The 20085-nt window shown below is 64.3% G+C and carries 18 protein-coding genes; 10 read left to right on the top strand and 8 right to left on the bottom strand.

Translation table 11 applies throughout. From position 1 onward, the window contains the following. Positions 1-705 (bottom strand): pyridoxamine 5'-phosphate oxidase family protein, encoded by a 705-nt coding sequence (locus ACE03M_RS13855; protein WP_485934536.1) that lies wholly within the window; start codon positions 703-705, stop codon positions 1-3. A 93-nt stretch (positions 706-798) separates the two neighbouring features. Between ACE03M_RS13855 and ACE03M_RS13850 the strand changes: the two genes are divergently transcribed. Then, positions 799-2259, top strand: coding sequence for an aminotransferase-like domain-containing protein (locus ACE03M_RS13850; protein WP_485934534.1), 1461 nt, complete (start codon positions 799-801; stop codon positions 2257-2259). Positions 2260-2262: 3 nt separating this feature from the next. On the opposite strand, the gene ACE03M_RS13845 is transcribed toward ACE03M_RS13850, so the two are convergent. Continuing rightward, positions 2263-2853: a TetR/AcrR family transcriptional regulator gene (locus ACE03M_RS13845; RefSeq protein WP_485934532.1), complete on the bottom strand. Its 591-nt coding sequence runs from the start codon at positions 2851-2853 to the stop codon at positions 2263-2265. Between the two features lie 159 nt (positions 2854-3012). On the opposite strand from ACE03M_RS13845, the gene ACE03M_RS13840 reads away from it, so the two are divergent. Both ACE03M_RS13840 and ACE03M_RS13835 read left to right on the top strand, forming a co-directional pair. Then, positions 3013-3492: a hypothetical protein gene (locus ACE03M_RS13840; protein ID WP_143920860.1), complete on the top strand. Its 480-nt coding sequence runs from the start codon at positions 3013-3015 to the stop codon at positions 3490-3492. Positions 3493-3541: 49 nt separating this feature from the next. Continuing rightward, positions 3542-5665: a RecQ family ATP-dependent DNA helicase gene (locus ACE03M_RS13835; protein WP_485934530.1), complete on the top strand. Its 2124-nt coding sequence runs from the start codon at positions 3542-3544 to the stop codon at positions 5663-5665. 35 nt (positions 5666-5700) lie between these two features. Here the strand turns inward: ACE03M_RS13835 and ACE03M_RS13830 are convergent, their stop codons facing one another. Further along, positions 5701-6462, bottom strand: a complete 762-nt coding sequence (locus tag ACE03M_RS13830; RefSeq protein WP_485934528.1) for a VOC family protein — start codon at positions 6460-6462, stop codon at positions 5701-5703. 74 nt (positions 6463-6536) lie between these two features. Beyond that, positions 6537-7310, bottom strand: a complete 774-nt coding sequence (locus ACE03M_RS13825) for an isocitrate lyase/PEP mutase family protein (protein WP_485934526.1) — start codon at positions 7308-7310, stop codon at positions 6537-6539. 160 nt (positions 7311-7470) lie between these two features. On the opposite strand from ACE03M_RS13825, the gene ACE03M_RS13820 reads away from it, so the two are divergent. Both ACE03M_RS13820 and ACE03M_RS13815 read left to right on the top strand, forming a co-directional pair. Further along, entirely contained in the window at positions 7471-8724 is a 1254-nt protein-coding gene (locus tag ACE03M_RS13820; protein ID WP_485934525.1) for a glycosyltransferase, read from the top strand. 2 nt (positions 8725-8726) lie between these two features. After that, complete coding sequence (locus ACE03M_RS13815) at positions 8727-9335, top strand: TetR/AcrR family transcriptional regulator (RefSeq protein ID WP_485934524.1); 609 nt, start codon at positions 8727-8729, stop codon at positions 9333-9335. Between the two features lie 8 nt (positions 9336-9343). Here ACE03M_RS13815 and ACE03M_RS13810 read toward each other — a convergent pair whose 3' ends face one another. Then, positions 9344-11068, bottom strand: coding sequence for an amidase (locus ACE03M_RS13810; protein ID WP_143920854.1), 1725 nt, complete (start codon positions 11066-11068; stop codon positions 9344-9346). Positions 11069-11263: 195 nt separating this feature from the next. Between ACE03M_RS13810 and ACE03M_RS13805 the strand changes: the two genes are divergently transcribed. Further along, positions 11264-11905, top strand: coding sequence for a molybdenum cofactor guanylyltransferase (locus tag ACE03M_RS13805; RefSeq protein ID WP_485934521.1), 642 nt, complete (start codon positions 11264-11266; stop codon positions 11903-11905). On the opposite strand, the gene ykgO is transcribed toward ACE03M_RS13805, so the two are convergent. After that, positions 11896-12018, bottom strand: coding sequence for a type B 50S ribosomal protein L36 (gene ykgO, locus ACE03M_RS13800; RefSeq protein ID WP_009884304.1), 123 nt, complete (start codon positions 12016-12018; stop codon positions 11896-11898). The two genes, ACE03M_RS13805 and ykgO, sit on opposite strands and share 10 nt — an antisense overlap. A gap of 68 nt (positions 12019-12086) precedes the next feature. Here ykgO and ACE03M_RS13795 point away from each other — a divergent pair, with 68 nt between their 5' ends. Then, the gene (locus tag ACE03M_RS13795) at positions 12087-13127 is read left to right on the top strand and encodes a GTP-binding protein (RefSeq protein ID WP_485934519.1); all 1041 of its coding nucleotides are present in this window, start codon (positions 12087-12089) and stop codon (positions 13125-13127) included. A 13-nt stretch (positions 13128-13140) separates the two neighbouring features. Here ACE03M_RS13795 and ACE03M_RS13790 read toward each other — a convergent pair whose 3' ends face one another. After that, positions 13141-13554 carry a Fur family transcriptional regulator gene (locus ACE03M_RS13790; RefSeq protein WP_186292955.1) on the bottom strand — a complete coding sequence of 138 codons (414 nt, stop codon included), beginning with the start codon at positions 13552-13554 and terminating at the stop codon, positions 13141-13143. Between the two features lie 133 nt (positions 13555-13687). Here ACE03M_RS13790 and ACE03M_RS13785 point away from each other — a divergent pair, with 133 nt between their 5' ends. Then, positions 13688-14893, top strand: coding sequence for a CobW family GTP-binding protein (locus tag ACE03M_RS13785; protein ID WP_485934517.1), 1206 nt, complete (start codon positions 13688-13690; stop codon positions 14891-14893). A 313-nt stretch (positions 14894-15206) separates the two neighbouring features. Then, a complete protein-coding gene (locus ACE03M_RS13780; RefSeq protein ID WP_485934515.1) occupies positions 15207-18887 on the top strand; it encodes an efflux RND transporter permease subunit in 3681 nt (1226 codons plus the stop codon). A gap of 61 nt (positions 18888-18948) precedes the next feature. On the opposite strand, the gene aztA is transcribed toward ACE03M_RS13780, so the two are convergent. Beyond that, positions 18949-19581, bottom strand: coding sequence for a zinc ABC transporter ATP-binding protein AztA (aztA, locus tag ACE03M_RS13775; protein WP_485934513.1), 633 nt, complete (start codon positions 19579-19581; stop codon positions 18949-18951). A 29-nt stretch (positions 19582-19610) separates the two neighbouring features. Between aztA and ACE03M_RS13770 the strand changes: the two genes are divergently transcribed. Continuing rightward, the coding region (locus ACE03M_RS13770; RefSeq protein ID WP_485934511.1) for a metal ABC transporter permease at positions 19611-20085 on the top strand (475 nt) is incomplete at its 3' end.

The raw sequence follows: 20085 nt of genomic DNA, 5'->3' as shown, positions 1-20085 counted from the left end.
TCACCGGAGCTGACGCACGGAATCTGGGATCTCGCGTCCTCGCGCCCATTCGGCGGTCTGGGGCTCGGCATAGCTCGTGGTGAACGGAATGACGCCACCCCATGCCTCGGTGTTCTCATCCGGGACTCCCACGTCGCCGGTTCTTTCCTTGTAGACCCACTGACCGTCCGTGATCCGCAGAACCGAGACGTTCGTGGCTGCGATCTCCTTCCGGGTCATGGCTCGGACCTCGGCATTGCGCCCGGGGACCAGTCGGTCCGTGAAGCTCAGGAGCAGGGCCTCGCGGTCGGCGGGTGCAGCTGATTCGAGGTGCCCGTAGACGACGGCCGAGCGATAGTTGACCGAGGAGTCGAACGTCGAATGGGCAAGGACGAGACCGTCCATCGACGTCACACACAATGACAGCGGCAGCGAGGCAGGAGACGGAGTCGATCCCTCGCCTCCGGGGGAGCCTGATGAGATGGTCGCAGCGGTGTCGGCACGCGTCGTCGTGCTGTTTGTCCCCAGAACTCCGGCTCCAGTTGATCCGTGAACGAGGATTCGGTCGCCGACGCGCACGAAGAGCGTCGGAATGGTGATGACCGCCGGGCCGGTAGCGGCGTCTCGGCTGATGCTGAGGACACCCCACCACTGTTCGTCGAGGAGCCCCTCGAGCTTCTCGAGGTCGGTGGACTGACGTTCTGGTTTCCTGGTGATATGAAGCATGTCTTCATCGAACCATCTATCCGGACTGTCAAGGACAGCCAGAATTCACGAAACTTGAAAGCCAGTTTGAATGGTCTCCGATAGAATTCCCTCATGCCAAGGGCACCCCGCGAGGTCCATCTTCCGATCGTCCTCGACCAGCCGCGATCGGCCGCGCTGGTCGACGCGGTCATCGAGTTGATTTCCGGAAGGCAGCTGGGTGATGCGGACTGGCTGCCATCCTCGCGGGCGCTGGCGCATCAATTGTCGTGCTCGCGGACCCTGGTCGAAACCGCCTATGCCGAACTCATCGCCGCAGGCTATCTGGAGACGTTTCCAGGATCGGGGACCAGAGTGGCCGAGGGTGCTGCGAACGGCGCTGCTGCGGGAGTCGAAGCGGGCTCGGCAAGCGCGGCTGGGGGTCCCCGTCATCTCAGTGGCAAGGCTTTGACCGAGAAGGGGCCCACTTCGCATGAAGCCTTGTCTTGGAGGTCGGGCAGATCGATGCGGTCTGCAAGCCGAAATCTGCGCCCCGGGCGTCCCGATACTGCTCTGGTGGACATGAGGGCGTGGGCCGCCTCGGTCAAGCGTGCGGCGGTGGAGACGGCGTTTCGCGAGAGTCCTCGCGATGTGGGAAACCCGACTTTCGCCTCGGCGATGGCAGAACACCTGCGCCGTCATCGGGGCATCAGTGCCGAATCCATCGTCACTGCGCCGGGATCTGCACTTGTCTTCGCTGCGATCGCGGAGATCGCGCGCGCTCGAGGGCTGCGACGCTGCTATATGGAGGCGCCGTGCTACGGGGCCGCCTACGAGGAGATGGTGCGTGCCGGGTTCGACGTCCTGCCCGTGGGTGTCGACGAGGACGGACTGCAAGTCGGCGAACTCCCCTCGAAGGCCAGTCTTGTCTACGTCACTCCGGCTCATCAGTACCCGCTCGGGTATCGGATGTCAGTGCCGCGTCGAGCCGAACTGATCGCGTGGGCGGGCCGTACCGGTTCGATCATCATCGAGGACGACTACGACGGCGAGTTCCGCTTCGGCGTTCCGCCGTTGCCGGCGCTGCGGTCAATGAGGGGAGCGGGTGACTGTGTCGTCTATGTCGGCACGAGTTCGAAGGTGCTGAGCCCCAGTCTGGCACTCGCCTGGGCAGTCCCGCCTGCCGAAATGTTCGACGAGCTCGCAGATTTCATGTGGGATCGACGCCTGGTCGCAAGCCCCGTGATCGCAACCGCACTGGCCGGCTTCATCACCCGTGGAGACCTTGCCAGGCATCTGTCACGAGCGAGTCGGGTCTACCGTGATCGACGCCGCTCCCTCGTACAGGCGATGGAATCCTCCGGCTTGGAGGTGCCGGTGCTCGGTGTGGCAGCCGGCCTGCATGTGAGCCTGGAGATCGCCGATGACGCCGAGGTGGCGCAGGACCTGCGTGGTCTCGGATGGGAAGTCTCGACCTTGTCGTCGTTTCCGTGTCAGCCGAAGTCCATTGCCTCGGGGTTGGTCGTCGGTTTCGCCTGCCTCGAGCCCATGCGTGCGCGCGAGTTCGCCCACGATCTCAGCGAGGTGCTCGGCTGAGCCTCAGTCCTGTGGTGTGAGCACCTTCGCGATGAGCCACTTGAGCTGGTTGTGGGCGGCATCGACGGTGACGCGTTCGGGGGTGATGATCGAATGCAGGGTCAAGCCATCGAGCATGGTGAACATGGCCGTCGACAATGGAGCCACCTCGGCGGGGTCGATATGACCTTCTGCGGCCAGGATCCCAAGCCAGCGCTGCAGGCAGACGTATGTGAAATCGTGGCCGTACTCTAAGAGCCTGCGGGAGACCGCGCGTTGATCGGGTCCGAGGGCGCTGAGGTGCATCGTGAACCATAGTTCGAGCTGCATGTCGCGGTGTTCGTGTGTGGGGAGGAATTGTGCGCAGCACTCGTAGAGGCGCTCGGCCGGATCCAGGGTGGGGTCGGCAATCGAGAAGTCCTGGACCGCGGTGTCCATAGAGCTGCGAGCGATGGCTTCGTGCAGATCGGTCTGAGTGGGGAAGTAGTGGCGCAGCGTCGAGGCACCGATCCCGGCCTCCTTGGCGACGGCGCGCACGCTGAGGGTGGCCTGTCCGGGTGGGGACGCTTCGGCCAGTCGGATCGCCGCAGAGATGATGTCATCGCGTCGGGACATGTCCGCTCCTCTCGGCCTCGCGCATCATAGCTGTTTTCTGTATAGTACAACGTACTAGCACGCTGTGCCAGAAGGTTGGGTCGTTGAGTCGAGATCGACTATGACCCTGGCATGCAGCGCATCGACAGAGACTCCGAACCAATGAGAATGGAGCCCAAAATGATCGAAAGCATCCAGGAATTCGCCGGATCGATCCCCGACTGGCTGCAATGGGCAGGCATCATCCTCGTCTCCGCGATTCCCTTCGTCGAGTCCTACTTCGGTGCCGTCATCGGTGTCGCTATCGGCCTGAATCCGGTCGTCGCGATCATGATGGCCATCATCGGAAACGTGGTCTCGATGCTCGCGGTCGTCTACGGTGCCGGAGCTATCCGGGACAAAGCGACGAAGAACAATGGCAAAGACGCTGAATCCTCCCCGAAGCGGCAGCGGCTCAAGCGCATGTTCGACAAGTTCGGCGTCCCCGGCGTCTCCCTGCTCGGCCAGACCCTGCTGCCTTCGCAGATCACCTCGATGGCCATGGTCGGATTCGGTGCCGACCGCAACGCTGTGGCCTTCTGGCAGATCATCTCGATCATCCTGTGGGGTGTGCTGTTCGGTGTGCTCGCCACCTTGGGCATCGAACTCGCTCTGAGGTGATGGATCAGGGCTGGGCGGCTGCGTCAGCGGCGACATCTAGACTGTGCCCATGACCGAATCCACCCCGAGGGCAACGACCATCGACGCCGACGAATTCGCCGTTCAGGCTCAGCGCATCCTGGCCGAGCTCACTGCGAATCCCGAAGCGCAGTTCCGGGACGGCCAGCTCGAATCGATCCGCGATCTGGTCGTGGAGAAGAAGAGGGTCCTCGTGGTCCAGCGAACCGGGTGGGGCAAGTCGGCCGTGTACTTCGTGGCGACCAGAATGCTTCGTGCGGCTGGCACTGGTCCCAGCCTCATCATCTCCCCGCTGTTGGCCCTGATGCGCGACCAGATCGCCGCCGCGCAGCGCGCCGGGGTTCGCGCAGCCAGCCTCAATTCCTCCAACGTCACCGAGTGGGACACTGTCCTCGACGATCTCAGGGCCGGCAGCCTCGACGTTCTGCTCGTCTCGCCAGAGCGGCTGAATAACCCGCAGTTCCGAGACGAGGTCCTGCCCCAACTCCTGGCCTTTCTTGGTCTCATCGTCGTCGACGAGGCGCACTGCATCTCCGACTGGGGCCATGATTTCCGTCCCGACTACAGGCGGATCGGACACATCCTGGCCGAACTGCCGGGCAACACCCCTGTCCTCGCCACAACAGCCACCGCCAACTCCCGCGTCGTCACCGATGTCGCCGAACAGCTCGGCCACGACACCACTGTCGTGCGCGGCGAGCTCGCCCGTGACTCCCTCCGGCTCGGGGTCCAACCCGGACTCGATGCAAGCGCGCGCATCGCATGGCTGTGTTCCCACCTCGGTGATTTCACCGGTTCGGGAATCATCTATACACTCACGGTCAGCGCGGCCGAAGACATCACCAGAATTCTGCGGGACCGGGGTTACGAGGTCCATGCCTACACCGGCCGCACCGATGCTGAGGAGCGGGCAGAGCTTGAGCACCAGCTCAAAGACAACCGGATCAAGGCGCTCGTGGCCACCTCTGCGCTGGGAATGGGGTTCGACAAACCGGACCTCGGCTTCGTCATCCACGTTGGTGCGCCATCATCTGCCGTCGCCTATTACCAGCAGGTTGGTCGTGCCGGTCGTGCCACGGATTCCGCGGATGTCCTGCTCCTGCCCGGTGCTGAGGACCAGGAGATCTGGAACTACTTCGCCACCGCCTCGATGCCCAATCAGTCCGACGCGAATGCCGTGCTTCAGTCCCTCGCCGAGGCGGACGGCCCCCTGTCCGTGGCTCGCTTGGAGACGCTGGTCGGGACCAAACGCACCCGGCTGCAGCTGCTGCTGAAGACCCTCGAAGTCGAAGACGCCGTGACCAAGATCAAGGGCGGTTACATCTCGACTGGCCGAGGTTGGACCTACGACCGGGAACGATATGAGAAGGTCGCGGCCGTGCGCGCTGCTGAGGCGCAGGCGATGCTCGACTACGAGTCCACTGGCGAATGCCGAATGGAATTCCTCATTCGCCAACTTGATGACCCCGAGCCCACACCCTGCGGACGCTGCGACAACTGTGCCGGAATGTGGTGGTCGGCCGAGATCTCGGACGAGAACAGGCAGGCAACGGCAGGAACTCTGCATCGCGTCGGCCTGCCCATCGACCCGCGCAGCACCTGGCCCAGCGGCATGGCCAACATCGGAGTCCCGCTCAAAGGCCGAATCCCGGCGGGAGAGTTGGCGGCCGAGGGCCGAGCCATCGCACGGCTCAGCGATCTGGGTCAGGGGCAGACTCTGCGATCATTCCTCGCACCGGACGCTCCCGATGCCGAAGTGCCCGCACAGATCGGGAAATGGTGCCTTGAGGTCCTGGCCCAATGGGACTGGGCGATCCGCCCTGAAGTCGTCGTCTCGGTGCCAAGCGCGCGCAGGCCCGCGACAGTGAGATCCTTGGCGGCGAATCTGGCCTCCGCAGGACGACTCATCGATGGGGGAGAGCTGTTGCAGGTTCATGACCACGGCAACCCCGAGGTCAACAGTGCCTTCCGGGTGAAGGATCTCTACGATGCGTTCGTCGTCCCGCCCGAGGTCGAAGAGGCAGTGGCCGGAAAGGCGGTGCTTCTCGTCGACGACGAGGTTGTCTCACGGTGGACGATGGCGATCGGGGCACGTCTGCTCAGGCAGGCGGGGGCAACTGCGGTACTGCCGTTCGCACTCGCTCTGCGGGGCTGACGCCCGCTGACGGAATCGACCTCAGGCGTGAGTACTCACGGATTCTGCTGGAGCTGGAACGTCGCCCCTTCCGGATCGGTGACGGTGGCGATGCGGCCATACGGTGAATCTTCGGGACCGGCGAGCACCTTGCCGCCGAGTTCGGCCACCCTGGTTGCGGTGGCATCGGTGTCCTCGACGTTGATGTAGTCACGCCAGAAGGACACCTGGGTCCATTCGCTGGCGTCGCAGATGCCGGCCACAGCGTTCTCATCGGCGCCATGTGTCGAATACGGGAACCCCTCCATCGCCACGATATCGAAGGAGAAGACGGTGCGATAGAACTCCTGCGCGAGAGGATAGTTGCGCGTCATGAGCTCGAACCACACCGGAGTCCCGGGAGTGAGCGGGGTGTCGAACCCGGTGAACTCGCCGGGCTGCCACATGCCCACACCGGCACCGGTGGGATCGGTGATGACAGCCATCTGTCCCAGCGGTCCGACGGACATCGGTTCGGTGACGGGGGCCGCACCAGCGGCGAGTGCCGCCGCATAGGTGTTCGCGATGTCGTCGGTGTGAAGGTAGGTCGTCCACATCGCCGGGATCATCGGGTTCGGAGTGCCGTCCATGTTCATGGCACGCATAGCGCCGCCGACAACTGCTCCGTCCTTTGTGATCATGTTGTAGTGGCCGAAATCAGGTCCCTGATCCTCGAACTTCCACCCGAATATCTCGGAGTAGAACTTCGTCGTGGACTCGAAGTCATGGCAGGTGTAATCGATCCAGACAGGCTGTCCTTCACGGAGATTCTCAGGCATTGCGGCTCCTCATCATTGCGGTTGGCGTTCTGCTCAGTGGCTGTGGTCGATGGCCGCGGAATCAGCGGTTGTCGTCAGTGCCAGTTCCTGGTGAACTTGGCGAAGTAGTCATACATCGTGGCTTGCAGCAGAGGCCCGAAGGTCACACGCTTGACCCCGAGGTCCTCCAGCTGAGAGAGGTCGAGCTCGTCTGGCACGGCACCCTTGACCGGGTGGGCGGTGACGTTCAGCGGCAGTCTCACCTGCGACAGTACGGTTTTGAGAGTCTCGGTGTTCGGCAGCCTGACGGGATAGACGGAATCCGCACCGGCCTCGGCGCACAGGTTGAGGCGTCGGATCGCCTCGGCGGTGGGATCCTCGAAATCATCGGGATTCTTGAACACATCGGTGCGGGCATTGATGACCACGTGCACCCGTTGCGCGTCAGCGGCGCGACGCAGGTCGCCGATGTACTCGGCGTGCTCCTCGGCGCTGCGCAGTCGTCCTTCGCTGTGGACGGTGTCCTCAATGTTGACGCCCACAGCGCCGGCCTCGAGGAGCCCGGCGATGAGATCCGGCGCCGCAGTGTCGTAGCCGGATTCCAGATCGGCGCTGACCGGCACATCCACAGAGCCGCACACGCGGGCGATCCCCGCCAGCGCCTGGCTGAGGCTCATGGTCTCGCTGTCCGCGGAGCCCACGGAGTCGGCGAGAGGATGGGAGCCGATGCTCAGCGCCTCGAATCCGGCATTGACCATGGCCTGGGCTGACCAGGCATCCCACACTGTCGGCAGGACGATCGGACGATCCTGATGATGGGCTTCGAGTAGAGCGGACGCACGTTCGGCAAGAACAGAGAAATCGGTCATGTCCATTACTGTTCCACCGATTGCTGGCTACGATCCAGTAATCTGGCGAGTTCACCCGAAGGTTTCAGACTTGTTCACACAGTGATCGGGGCTCTGATATTATTTAGTGAACAATGTACACAAAATAAGACTCCGGCGCGCGGACCGATTGAGGAGGGCCATGAAGGTGCTCATTCTGGCCCCGGGTTCCTGGGGCGACGTTTCACCGGCGATCAGAATCGCCGTGGACCTCATTGCCGACGGGCACAGTGTCACCATGGTCGTCCATGACGACTATGCGGCGGCTGTGGAGCGGTCCGGGTGCGCCGCAGCACGATACACAGCCGCCCTCACGCCTCCTCCGTCCGTGGATGGAGACGCTGGCCCGGGTGTACGGGGATACCTCGATCACCTGCGCGGCTACATGATGGACCACGCTGAAGCCGCCCTCATGGCAGTACGCGCAGGCGCCGTCGACGTAGTGCTCACCAACCCCATTTCGCCCTACGGCCACGACATCGCTGAAGCGCTTGGCATCCCATCGGCCGAAGCACTGCTCCAGCCCTCGAGGCCGAGTCGGGCCTATCCGCCGATGATCGCTTCGGCGATCGACTTCGGACCCCTTCTCAACCGTCCGATCGGACGCGTGGTGCAGAGAGTACCCGCGCCCTACGTCCCTGCAGTGGCATGGGTCCGGGGACAGTTGGGCTTGCCTGCGAAGAAGTTCACCACAACCCTGAACGAACGAGCACGAGCCGCGGTGCCCGTCCACCATGGCATCAGCCCCGTCATCTTTCCGCGCCCGGGCGATTGGCCTCAGCACATGAGCCTCGACGGCTTCTGGTGGCCGGTCGACGATGAAGAGTGGACCGCACCGACCGAACTCGCAGACTTTCTCGCCGGCGGGCCCCCGCCCGTGCTCGTGACCATGGGCAGCGTTCCAGAGGGCAGCCGAACCGCGGATGCGCTGTCCGAGTTCGTGTCCTCGACCCGCCATCGTGTCATCGTCCAAGGTGCGGCCGGTCCCATTCTCGCCGAGGCGGCTCCCGGCCGGGTTGTCACCGCGGGCCAGGTGCCCCACTCCTGGCTGCTGCCGCAGGTTGCGACCGCGATCCACCAGGCCGGTGCGGGAATCACCGCGGCCTGCCTGCGTGCCGGAATTCCGAGCGTCCCATTCCCTCAGCACACGGATCAGTTCTTCTGGGCGCGGACCGCCGCACGGCTCGGAGTCGCAGCACCGGCATTGAGCAATCGCAGAGTGACTCCCAGCGGACTGCACTCCAACGTGGAGTCGGTGACCGGGTCGGGAGAGATACTCCGAGCCGCGACCACGATAGCGAAGTCGCTGGAACGATCCGAGCACGAACAGGGCGAGAGCACCCTGTCACTGCGAGGCTGGATCGCCGAGCCTTCCACACCAAGGGCAGGAGGGTGACAGTGACTGAGGGGAAGGTGGGCAGGCCCGCTCGCATGGACCGGGTGGGCATCGCACGAGCGGCCATCGCCTTGGCTGACCGGACGAGCCTGCCGCAGGTCACGATGCGGGCTCTGGCTGCAGAGATCGGGAGTGCGCCAGCCGCCCTCTATCGGCACGTCGAGGACAGGAACGGACTCGTCGCTCTCATGATCGACGAGGTGCTGGCTGAACGGACCGCAGCTGAGGCAATGGGTTCCTGGCGGGCCGATCTGTCCGCATTCGCCGCCGGAATATTCGCTCTCCACCGCGCGCATCCCTGGCTGTCGACGGGGGTGCTGCCGGAGACGATGGGACCCGGCATCGCCGAGGTGATGGACGAGGCCTTCGGTCTGCTGGCCGCACATCCGGCCCCGGCAGGACGGAAATACTCCGCCATCGCGGTGCTGCTCGAACTCGTCGCCGGACATGCCCGAACGGCGGCACGACTCGAGGAGTCGGCAGCCGTCATCGTCGAAGATGCTGGCCGGTCAGGTTCGGTCTGCGAGGCGGGCCACGGTGCGGACGAAGACTATGCGACTGCGGTGATCATTGCGGCAGTGGCCGGGATTCTCGACTCCGAGGACCTCTGAGCTCTCACTCACAGCCTCGGCGTCCGCGGCGGCTCCTCACGTCGATCACCGGTGGCTTCGAACGCCGCAGCGAGTTCGATGAGCTTCGAGTCATCCCAGCCGCGGCCTGAGATCGTCAACCCGATGGGAATCCCGGTGTCGGCCATTGTGCCCATGGGCACCGTCACCGAGGGGATGCCCAGATGCCGTGGCACCAGGTTGCCGTTGGCGACCCAGGTGCCGTTGCGCCACCCGAGGTCCGCTGAGGCCTCGTCTACATCCATATCGGCCGGTCCCACATCGGCCATCGCCGGGTAGACGACCGCGTCGAGGCCGTTGGCGTCCATCCACTCTTCGAGGTCGATCCGACGAGTCACCTCGAGGCCTCGGATGCCGTCTTCGAGATCGGGGATCTCCGTCACCGAGGTGTAGGGGCGATCCTTGGACAGCTGCGGGTATTCGGCGATGTCATCGTCGAACCCGGTGTAGCGATCCGGCAGAGCGCCGTCCGGGTGGGGGAAGATCCTCGTCCCGTCCACCTCGGCGAGGGAGGACAGGTTCGGATCATCGTTGGCGGCCAGGAAATCGTCCCAGGCCCACGCGGAGAGGTCGTTGATCTCCCGATCGAGGTAGTCGGTGCTGACGATGCCGCGCGTCCTGATAGTCGGAGCACCGGGTCGATCGCCCTCGTAGTTGCTGACGACTGGGAAATCGGTCTCGACGACCTCGGCACCGGCGGCCTCAAGATCACGGCGGGCATCCTCCCACGCGGCGATCACGGAGGCCCGGGTTTCGACCTGCTGTCCCGTGGGCCCGCCGATGCCGCCATCGGGGTTCGTTCCGGCCTCGGGGTCGGCATTGATGTACATCTTCGGGATGCCGAAGCGTCTGCCGGCCAGAGTCGAACGAGCCGCTTCATCATCGGCTGGAAGCAGCGCGGCATAGGAATCGGGCCGGATGGCAGAAGCGGCGGGAATCTCGACCCAGGGTTGGACTCGCCAGAAGTCGCCACGAGTCTCGGTGTCGTCGGCGACGATGATGTCGAGGACCTCGCACAGGTCGGCCATCGACCGAGTATGGGGGACGACGACGTCCATCGTGGGCACCAGAGACCAATTGCCGCGCACGGAGATGACTCCGCGAGAGGGGGTGTAGGCGATGAGTGCGTTGTGTGAGGCAGGGGCTCGTCCCGAGGACCAGGTCTCCTCGCCGAGACCGAAGGCGGCGAAGCTCGCGGTTGTCGCGGTACCGGAGCCGTTCGACGAGCCGGAGGCGAAGGCGCTGGTCAGCCACTGCGCGCTATAGGGGCTTTCGGCCCGGCCGTAGAGACCACGCTGCATGCCGCCGTTGGCCATCGGGGGCATATTGGTCAGCCCCAAGCAGATGGCACCGGCGCCGCGGAGGCGTTCGACGGTGAAGGCATCCTTTTGCGCGATGAGTTCGGCGAAAGCGGGGGAACCGGCGGCCACGCTCAGCCCGGTCACCATGTAGCTGTCCTTCGCGGTATACGGGATCCCGTCGAGGGGCCCTCGCGTCTGGCCGTGGGCACGTCGTTCGTCGGCGGCGGCCGCCTCGGCGAGAGCATCCGGGTTGGCAACGATCACAGAGTTCAACTTCGTGCCGGTGTCCGGCCCGTCGAAGGCGGCGATGCGAGCGCGGTAGGACTCGACGAGCCCCACCGAGGTGGCGGTCCCGTCCTCGAGCGCCTGTCGCAGTGAGGCGATGGATGCTTCGACAACATCGAACTTCGTCATTCTCGATTCCTCCGTGCAATTCCGGTGCGAACGGGCGCCTTCGCCGGGTCGACGATGCCCCGCTGGATGCAGCCCGCCATGAACTGGTGATGTCTCACAGTATTGCTCACCTGGACCGGAAATGTTGTGCGAATCCCGTTGTCGCTGATGTCTTCGCGCGTTGGATCACGATGTCCTCGCGCGTAGGATCGGGGCATGTCGATCAGGGCGATCATACTCAGCGGAGGCCGCTCGAACCGATTCGGCGGCGTCCACAAGCCCGCAGTCGAGTTGGGCGGTGTCACGGTGATCTCTCGAATCCTGGGCACCGTTCGCACCGTCGACCCCCTCGCCGAGGTGTGGGTGGCCGGGCCGACCGACGGGCTGTCACAGGCGGAGACGGAATCCGTGCATGCGATTCGTGAGGAACCGGTCTTCGCCGGTCCCTTGGCCGGGATCGCAGCGGCGTGTTCCGCAGTTCGGGCGAGTGAGAGCGCAACCGGCGCTGGTGAGTCCGCGGATGTGACATTGGTGCTGGCAGGGGACATGCCGCTGATCACGGCGGGCCACCTCGGCGAGCTGATGGCTGCCTGCCGACGGGCTGGGCTTCCGGCCACGGGCACGGACGATCGCGGAAAGGCACAGTTCCTGTGCGCCGCCTGGCCCACGGCCCTGCTGCTCGCGCGAGTGGAATCCATCCCGGACCCCGTCGATGGTGCGGTGAGGCTCCTGTTCGCCGGCCTCGAACCGACCCTCGTCGACGTGGAACCGGGCGTCGTGGCCGACTTCGACACGGCCGCCGACCTCGAGCGCATCCACGCCCGGTTCGACGGGGGCGTGCGACCCGATCAGCCCTGACGGGCCTTGAAGCGGGGGTTCTTCTTGTTGATGACGAAGACGCGGCCACGCCTGCGAACGACCTGCGCCCCCGGCTGATTCTTAAGCGAACGCAGAGAATTCCTGACCTTCATTGCTGAACTCCTTATTGAGAACGAGTATTATTAACGTTAATACTAGGTTCTTCGAGGGAAGGAAGCCAATGCCGAAGATTGAGGCCGACGTCGATGTGATCGCCGTGACGGGCATGTGCGTGGAGGAGCGGCGCAGCTACGCCAGGCGTCTGGCTGCGGTGCGCGGATTCGTCCTCGTTCCCGCGGAACAGACCGCCGAGGGTGTCGAAGTGGTGGACCGCACGGTCGACCTCCTCCGCAGAGCATCTCAGGTACATGGCATCGTGCTGGAGTATCCCTTCGAGACGCCAGTGATGGAGATCGTGGGATCACTCAATGCAGCCGGTGCGGACACGCGCCTCATCGACCTTGTCTGCGTACTCGATGTCGGGCACATGCTCGTCGATATAGGGTCCCCGGACTATGTCGGCTTACCGGCCATGGGCGGCGAGGGTGAGGGCGGTATCCTCGCTGCGAGGGCGGAGCTGCTCGTGAGTCAGATCGAGTTCTCTTCAACGATCGCGATCGTCAATTCAGGGGTGCTGGAGTCCGCGGAACTCGAGCAGGCTGCCGCGCTGCTCAGCCATCTGGCTCCGAGTGCTGACCAGTGCCTCATTGCCGATTCCGACCACGTCCATGGCGAGGGCCGGCGGCCATTTGCGAAGCGGGTGCCGGATGCGGGCTGGGTCTCGATCCTCAATGGAGAATTCAGGCCGAAGTTCCATTCGCGTGGAGTCGTGGCGTGCCGATACGAGCAGCTGCGGCCGTTCCATCCCGGACGACTTCACCAGGCACTGACCTCGTGCCTCTTCCAGGGGCATTGCGGTCGGATTCTGCGTTCGGCCGGTTTCGCCCGTTTGGCTACCCGACCGCACATCACCGGCCAATGGGACCAGGTGGGAGGGCTCTTCACGCTCTCACCCCTGGCGCTCGATGGCAGGCTCGGTGCCGATGGCGAGGTCCTGGCATTTGGTCAGGACGTGGCGTTTATCGGTATCGGGATCGATGAACCCTTGCTGCGACGGGTCCTCGACAATGCTGCCCTCAGTGATGCGGAGTTGGCGGCCGGGCCGATAGTCTGGGCGGGCTTCCCAGACCGATTCCCGGACTGGAGCACGGCGACGATGTGATTCTACGGGGTCGCTATCTGCTCTGGGCAGATGCGGCACACTCAGCGCAGAGTCCGAAGATCTCGAACATGTGTCGGGTGACTTCGAATCCATGAACTCTGGCGGTGGTGCTCATCCAGTCCTCGCTGGGCGGTTCGATCTCGACGGCCTTGCCGCAGTTCTCGCACACCAGATGATGGTGGTGTTCGTCCTGACCGCAGGCGCGGAACAGCTGCTTCTCGGCAATGGTGATGGAATCGGCGTGACCGGATTCGCTCAGGGCGTTGAGTTGCCGATAGACGGTTGCCAACCCGACTGTATGACCCTGATCTTCAAGCCTCCGGTGGAGCTGCTGGGCGGAAACGAAGCGCTTCTCGCTCTCGAGTGCGGAGCGGATCACGACCTTCTGGGCCGTGCTGCGGGTCTTCTTGGGTTCTTCCGCCGTCATGTCCTTGTGCCTCCGACTGTGCAGCGCAGTTGGTCCTGTGAGCATATGCGCATATGTTGATATGTTCCGGTGCTAATGAAAAACGTTACCATTAGCGGATGGCGAGCGTCCCGATGGCAGATGTGGAGGAGATGTGAACAGGAATCAGTCGGCAGGAGCCGTCCCGGTGATCCTCCTGACCGGCTACCTGGGTGCGGGAAAGACAAGTCTCCTCAATCACCTGCTGCGCCACCCCGATGCGCGCATCGGCGTCGTCGTCAATGACTTCGGCGACCTCAACATCGACGCGGGCCTCGTCGTCGGGCAGGTCGATGAGCCCTTCTCCATCTCGGGCGGATGCATCTGCTGCCTTGATGATGACACTTCGCTCGAAGACGCACTCACCGCACTGGCGAAACCTCGGCTGCGTCTCGACGCCATCATCGTCGAAGCCAGCGGTTTCGCCGAACCGCTGACGCTGGCACGGATGGTCACCCGCATGGGCCACCACCGCTTCCACCTCGGCGGAGTCATCGACGTCGTCGACGCCACCATGCATGCCGCCACGGTCGACACCGAAACCGCACCGCCGATGCGCTACGCGGCGACGACCCTGGTACTTGTCAACAAGCTCGATCAGCTCCCCGCCGCGGACCGGGACACGGCTGTCGCTGCGATCCGGGAACGGGTCCATCAGCGTAATCCGCGACTCCTCGTCGTCGGCACCAGCTACGGCCGTCTCGACCCGGCGCTGATCTTCGACCCCGGCTCAGGGGCCGAACGAGGCGGCGACGGAACACGGTCGGGTGACAGCTCAACCAGGGATGCAGGCGCAAGCGCAGCCCCCATCCAAGCGGAACTTCCGATCCGGGAACTCATCCGACAGGCCTACGCCGAGGCCGCTCAGGAGGGCCTCGACGGTGAAGGCGAGAGCGCCCCCGTCCACCATCACGCACAGTCGGTGACGATCACTAACAGCGGTTCTGTCGATGCTGGTGCCGTGCTGGACTTCCTTGAGGACCTGCCTGCCGGGGTCTACCGGGTGAAGGGCTCGATCCTTATCGACGACAGGGCCGGAAGCAGGCGCTATGGGCTCCAGGCGGTAGGCCCGAATGTCTATGTGTCGGCGGTTGCGCCGCAGTTGACAGCCGCACGGCAATCGACAGTCGAACCGCAATCAGAAGCCGCACCGCAGTCAACTGCCGCACCGCAGGAGGAGCGCTGGGACAGCGCGCTGGTCGTCATCGGCGAGTCCTTCGACGAAGCAGCTGTCAGGGCGCAGCTGAAGGCCGCGTTTCACAGTGACGGAGGCACGAACGGAGTGGAGAGACTCCGCCACTACGTACGCCTGCACAGCTGAACGCAGTGAGGTGCCGATCTGCGCCGAAGCCCGTCACGCTCACAATTGTGGTATTTCCGGAATCCAAGACGGAGGAAAACACCCGCGCCTGCAGACTGCTGCGCTCATATGATCGAATCATGACCGACCTCCCATTCCTCACTCAGCCTTTTGGGGGAGGAAGAAGACAACTTTCGGGGGACGCGTCGACCAGCCCGGCCTGAAAGACTGAACTCGTTCCACCCTCGCCCGGACCATCCCCGCCGACACCGCTCCACAAAATCACCCGATCACCCATCCGCAGCTCCCGCATGCCCAAAACCCGGAGGAACCCGTGTCCCTGATCACCAGGATGAGTCTGAAGAACCGCCTCATCGTCGGCCTGCTCACCCTTGTGATCGCCGTTTTCGGCGTCATTGCGACCACCTCGCTCAACCAGGAGACGATGCCCTCGGTCGAGCTGCCCGGTACCTCGGTGCAGGTCACGGTTCCGGGAGCCTCACCCGAGGTCGTCGAGGAATCGGTGACCAAGCCGATCGAAACCGCGCTCGAAGGGGTCGGCGACCTCGAGACGGTGAGCACAACCTCCTCGGCGGGATCGATGTCGGCCAACGTCACCTGGCCCTTCGGCAAGGATGCCGAGGAGATGACGGACTCTGTGCGCTCCGCCGTCGACTCTGCGAAGGCAGACCTTCCCGACGGCGCCGAGGCGGAGGTGCTCTCCCAGCAGATCGACGACGTCCCGGTGGTCATGTTCGCCGTCTCCGGGGGAGAGGACTCGCAGACGCTCGGCGACCTTGTTGAGACTGAACTCGTCCCCGAGCTCCAAGGCGTCGCGGGCGTCTCCAGTGTCGACGTAGCCGGGCAGAACGAGCAGCGCGTCAACATCAGCTTCCGTCCCGACGACGTCAACGATAAGAACGTCGTCACCACCTCGGTGCCCGATGAGCTCACCGCGGCAGGGACAGTTGTTCCCGCCGGGCAGAGTGCAGACGGGAACAAGTCCCTATCGGTCGAGGTCGGCGATGAACTCGACGCGGTCGACCAGATCGAGAAGACCCCGCTGCGCACCGCTGACGGTACGGTCCTGCTCGGCGAGGTCGCCGATGTCGAACTCGATTCCGTGGATAAGACCTCGTACTCGCGTGCCGATGGCAAGGACGCCGTGACGGTGTCGGTGACCAAAGGGCAGGACGACAATGTCGTTGAGGTCTCCCACGGAGTCAATGAGGTCATTGAGAGGATGGGGCCCGAACTCGGCGACGACATCTCCTTCTCCACGATCTTCGACCAAGCCCCCGAGATCGAGAAGTCGATCCACGACCTGTCGGTCGAAGGCGGGCTGGGACTGTTCTTCGCCATCCTCGTGATCCTGGCCTTCCTCGGCTCCTTCCGGTCCACCGTGGTCGCCGCGATCTCGATCCCGATGTCGCTGCTGATCGCGATGATCGGTCTCATGGTCGGCGAATACACCTTGAACATCTTGACCCTGGGAGCCCTGACCATCGCCGTCGGCCGTGTCGTCGACGACTCCATCGTCGTCATCGAGAACATCCGCAGACGGCAGGGTACAAGCGACCTCACGATCGATGACATCGTCGCCTCCGTCAAACAGGTGGCCGGCGCCATCACGGCCTCGACCCTGACCACTGTGGCCGTGTTCCTGCCCATCGCCTTCGTCGACGGCATCGCCGGGCAGCTGTTCCGACCATTCTCCGTGACCGTGACGCTGGCTCTGCTCGGCTCGCTCCTTGTCGCGCTGACGATCGTTCCGGTCTTCAGCTACTGGGTCCTGCGGAAGAGCCCGAAGCCCCTTTCGCCGAAGCGCCAGGCTGCCACCGACGCAAGGTATGAGGCGTGGGCCCGGAAGCATCGGGAGAAGGGCATCAAGCGCGCAGAGAAACGACAGTCGAAGATCGACGGGAAGAATGCCAAACGCGACGCCAAGGGCAAGACGCTGCTCCCGGCGGCGACTGCCGATGCTCCGGTGACGCCGATGCCCGGCGACGGTGAGGCCTCGGACAGGGTCGACCGTCTGCAGCAGCGAAGCCTGCCAGCTATCCTGGCCGCACTTCGACACCCATGGCGCACAATCGTCATCTCCGTGGCGATCTTCGCTGTGACGATGATGATGGCCAGCTTCCTCAAGACCGACCTCCTCGGGTCCGCAGGGCAGAACTCTCTCTACATCGCGCAGACTCTGCCAGCCGGAGCCTCGCTCGAGGCCAGTGATGAGGCGGCGAAGAAGATCGAAGACGTCCTCGCCTCCGACCCGGACGTCGACACCTACTCAACGACCGTCAACGGACCCGAAACTGGTTCGGAGAACTCCTTCAACATCACCCTGAAGGACGATTCCGAAGCGGAAGTCGCAACGAACCGGCTGTCGAACCAGATCGACGGACTCGGCGACGACGTCGGCGAGATCGATCTCCAAGACGCCTCAGGCAGTGCGAACGAGGACGTGGAGATCAAGCTCTCCGGCTCTGATCTGTCAGCGCTGAGCGAGGCCGCCGATTCCGTGACGAAGAAGATGAGTGAGACCGAAGGGGTGACGAACGCCCGCAATGACCTCGCCTCCGATCAGCCGATCATCCACGTCGATGTGAACCGGGAGAAGGCCGCGGACTACGGCTACAGCCAGGCCGAGGTGGGACAGGCTATTGCGGCGGCCCTGCACGGAAGTGAGGCCGGAACTCTGACGCTGGAGGGCAAGGAGCGGGATATCTTCCTCGCCCCGACTCACCCCGATGCGACTCCAGACGAGATCCGAGCCTTGGAGCTTCCGGTCACCGAGGTGCAGACGCAGAACGCCCAGGAAGACGCGACCGATGCAGTCGAAGAGAAGACCGACCGCAGAGCCGAGGAAGCCAAGGCCAAGGCTGAAGAGGAATCAGCCGATCAGCTTGACTCGGCCCGGGAGGCCCGCGACAACGCCGCCGATCAGCTCGAAGAAGCCCGGAAGGCTCTGCGCGATGCCCAGAATCCACCGCCGGCTCCGAGCCCCGGCGACATGGCCGCCGCCCAGGTGGAACAGGCGGAAGAAGGCGTCGAACAGGCAGAGAAGGGCCTGAACGAGGCCAACGACGCGATCGACGACCTCGTCGACAGTCAGCGCGAGCAGGAGGAGAGCCAGGCCGAGGAGCAGGACCTCGCCGACGAACAGGCGGCGATCCCCGACATCAAGGGTGACCCGATCACGGTCGATGAGATCGCCAGCGTCGACGAGACCGAAACCCCAGCCACCGTCACCCGGGAGGATGGAAACCGTCAGGTCACAGTGTTCGCCACCCCTGCTGAAGGACAGCTCAACCCGGTCTCCACCGAGGCACAGGAACTGACCTCGAGCATGGATCTGCCCGATGGTGTGAGCTTCGACGTCGGAGGGGCGAGCCAGGAGCAGGCCGACTCCTTCGCCCAGCTCGGATGGGCCATGCTCGTCGCGATCGCGCTGGTCTTCCTCGTCATGATCGCGACCTTCCGCAGCTTCGTCCAGCCGCTGATCCTGCTCGTGTCGATACCCTTCGCTGCGACCGGTGCCGTGCTGCTGTTGTTGCTGACCGGCACACCGCTGGGCATCCCCTCGCTCATCGGCCTCCTCATGCTCATCGGCATCGTGGTGACCAATGCGATCGTGCTCATCGACCTCGTCAACAAGCTGCGCGAGCACGGGATGGGGCTGTGGGATGCGATCATCCACGGCACCCGACTGCGCCTGCGCCCGATCCTGATGACTGCCGCTGCCACGGTCTTCGCGCTCGTGCCCATGTCATTGGGACTCACCGGCGGAGGAGTCTTCATCTCCCAGCCTCTGGCGATCGTCGTCATCGGCGGCCTGACCTCCTCGACCGTGCTGACCCTGATCCTCGTGCCCGCACTCTACCTCCTCGTCGAACGGCGCAAGGAGCGCCGGGCAGAGCACAAGGAGGCGAAGGCAGCGGCCAAGCGCGAGGCCGATCAGCACAGAATCGATGCAGAGACCGCCGAGGTTGCCGCTCGTCCCGTAGATGAGTGAGATTCCGTGCGGCGACGGTTCATCGGCGCGGGAGTTCTGGTGATCGAGTTCTGGTGAGTGCTCACCGAAATGCGAGCGCACCCTGGCGCAGATGGACGACGTGGTCGGCCCGGGCCGCCTGGGTGCGCTCATGCGTAGCCATGACGATCGTGGCGCCGCGGCTGCGCTCGGAGTCGATGGCCAGGGTGATGTCCTCGGTTGCTCGAGCATCGATTCCGGCCAGGGGTTCATCGAGGAGCAGCAGATCCGCGCGTTGTGCCAGACCTTGCGCCACCAGGGCTCGCTGACGCTGACCCCCGGAAAGTGAACCGAGGCGACGCGAGGCGAGGTCGTCGATTCGCAGCTGGGCGAGGCAGTCGTCGACGATCCGCTGGTCATCATTGTCGAGGCGGGCGAAGAGTCCCCGTGCGCTCCATCTGCCCATGGCTACGACCTGTCTGACGGTGATCGGAAGGTGGTCCGGAGCAGAACTGCGCTGAGGCACGAAAGCCACAGTGGACGGCAGGCCGGATATCGTTCCGTGTGTCGGTCTGTGCAGGCCCGCCAGTGCCATGAGCACCGTTGACTTGCCTGAGCCGTTGGCTCCGACGAGCGCCGTGACTCGGCCCAGGGGAGCGGCCAAGGTGATCTGGTCAAGGGCGAGATGCGCACCATAGTGGGCGCTGAGGTTGGTGAGGGTGATCGGATTGTCCACGCCCTAACAATAATGGTTATCATCATCGAATGGAATTCCTATTCGCGCCCTTCGAGGTGTCCTTCGTCCTCCGCGCCCTGATCGCCGGTGTGCTCGCCGCCGTGCTGTGCGGGTGCATCGGCACCTGGGTCGTCCTGCGTGGCCTGGCCTTCTTCGGGGACGCGATGTCGCACGGGATGCTGCCGGGGGTCGCAATCGCGGCGCTCCTCGGTGGTCACCTCATGGTCGGCGCGGCGGCCAGTGCCCTGGTGATGGCGGCTGGGATCACCTGGGTGTCGCGCGAGTCGAAGCTGTCCCAGGATGTAGGCATCGGGCTGCTCTTCGTCGGAATGCTGGCCGTTGGCGTGGTCATCGTGTCTCACTCCCAGTCATTCGCCGTCGACCTCACGGGCTTCCTGTTCGGTGACGTGCTCGGAGTCCGCAGCCAGGACCTGATCGTCCTCGCCGGCGCAGCCTGCCTGGGCGTGCTGGCCTGCACGCTCCTGCATCGACCGTTCCTGGCGC

It is taken from the genome of Brevibacterium sp. AGC70, from assembly GCF_057334195.1.
The sequence above is the reverse complement of the archived record's forward strand: the minus strand, read 5'-3'. Positions and strand labels throughout refer to the sequence as shown.

Bases quoted from the DNA above. Each gene is read 5' to 3' on its own strand.
- ACE03M_RS13855 (WP_485934536.1), bottom strand. From the start codon at position 705: ATGCTTCATATCACCAGGAAACCAGAACGTCAGTCCACCGACCTCGAG.
- ACE03M_RS13850 (WP_485934534.1), top strand. From the start codon at position 799: ATGCCAAGGGCACCCCGCGAGGTCCATCTTCCGATCGTCCTCGACCAG.
- ACE03M_RS13845 (WP_485934532.1), bottom strand. From the start codon at position 2,853: ATGTCCCGACGCGATGACATCATCTCTGCGGCGATCCGACTGGCCGAA.
- ACE03M_RS13840 (WP_143920860.1), top strand. From the start codon at position 3,013: ATGATCGAAAGCATCCAGGAATTCGCCGGATCGATCCCCGACTGGCTG.
- ACE03M_RS13835 (WP_485934530.1), top strand. From the start codon at position 3,542: ATGACCGAATCCACCCCGAGGGCAACGACCATCGACGCCGACGAATTC.
- ACE03M_RS13830 (WP_485934528.1), bottom strand. From the start codon at position 6,462: ATGCCTGAGAATCTCCGTGAAGGACAGCCTGTCTGGATCGATTACACC.
- ACE03M_RS13825 (WP_485934526.1), bottom strand. From the start codon at position 7,310: ATGACCGATTTCTCTGTTCTTGCCGAACGTGCGTCCGCTCTACTCGAA.
- ACE03M_RS13820 (WP_485934525.1), top strand. From the start codon at position 7,471: ATGAAGGTGCTCATTCTGGCCCCGGGTTCCTGGGGCGACGTTTCACCG.
- ACE03M_RS13810 (WP_143920854.1), bottom strand. From the start codon at position 11,068: ATGACGAAGTTCGATGTTGTCGAAGCATCCATCGCCTCACTGCGACAG.
- ACE03M_RS13805 (WP_485934521.1), top strand. From the start codon at position 11,264: ATGTCGATCAGGGCGATCATACTCAGCGGAGGCCGCTCGAACCGATTC.
- ykgO (WP_009884304.1), bottom strand. From the start codon at position 12,018: ATGAAGGTCAGGAATTCTCTGCGTTCGCTTAAGAATCAGCCGGGGGCG.
- ACE03M_RS13795 (WP_485934519.1), top strand. From the start codon at position 12,087: ATGCCGAAGATTGAGGCCGACGTCGATGTGATCGCCGTGACGGGCATG.
- ACE03M_RS13790 (WP_186292955.1), bottom strand. From the start codon at position 13,554: ATGACGGCGGAAGAACCCAAGAAGACCCGCAGCACGGCCCAGAAGGTC.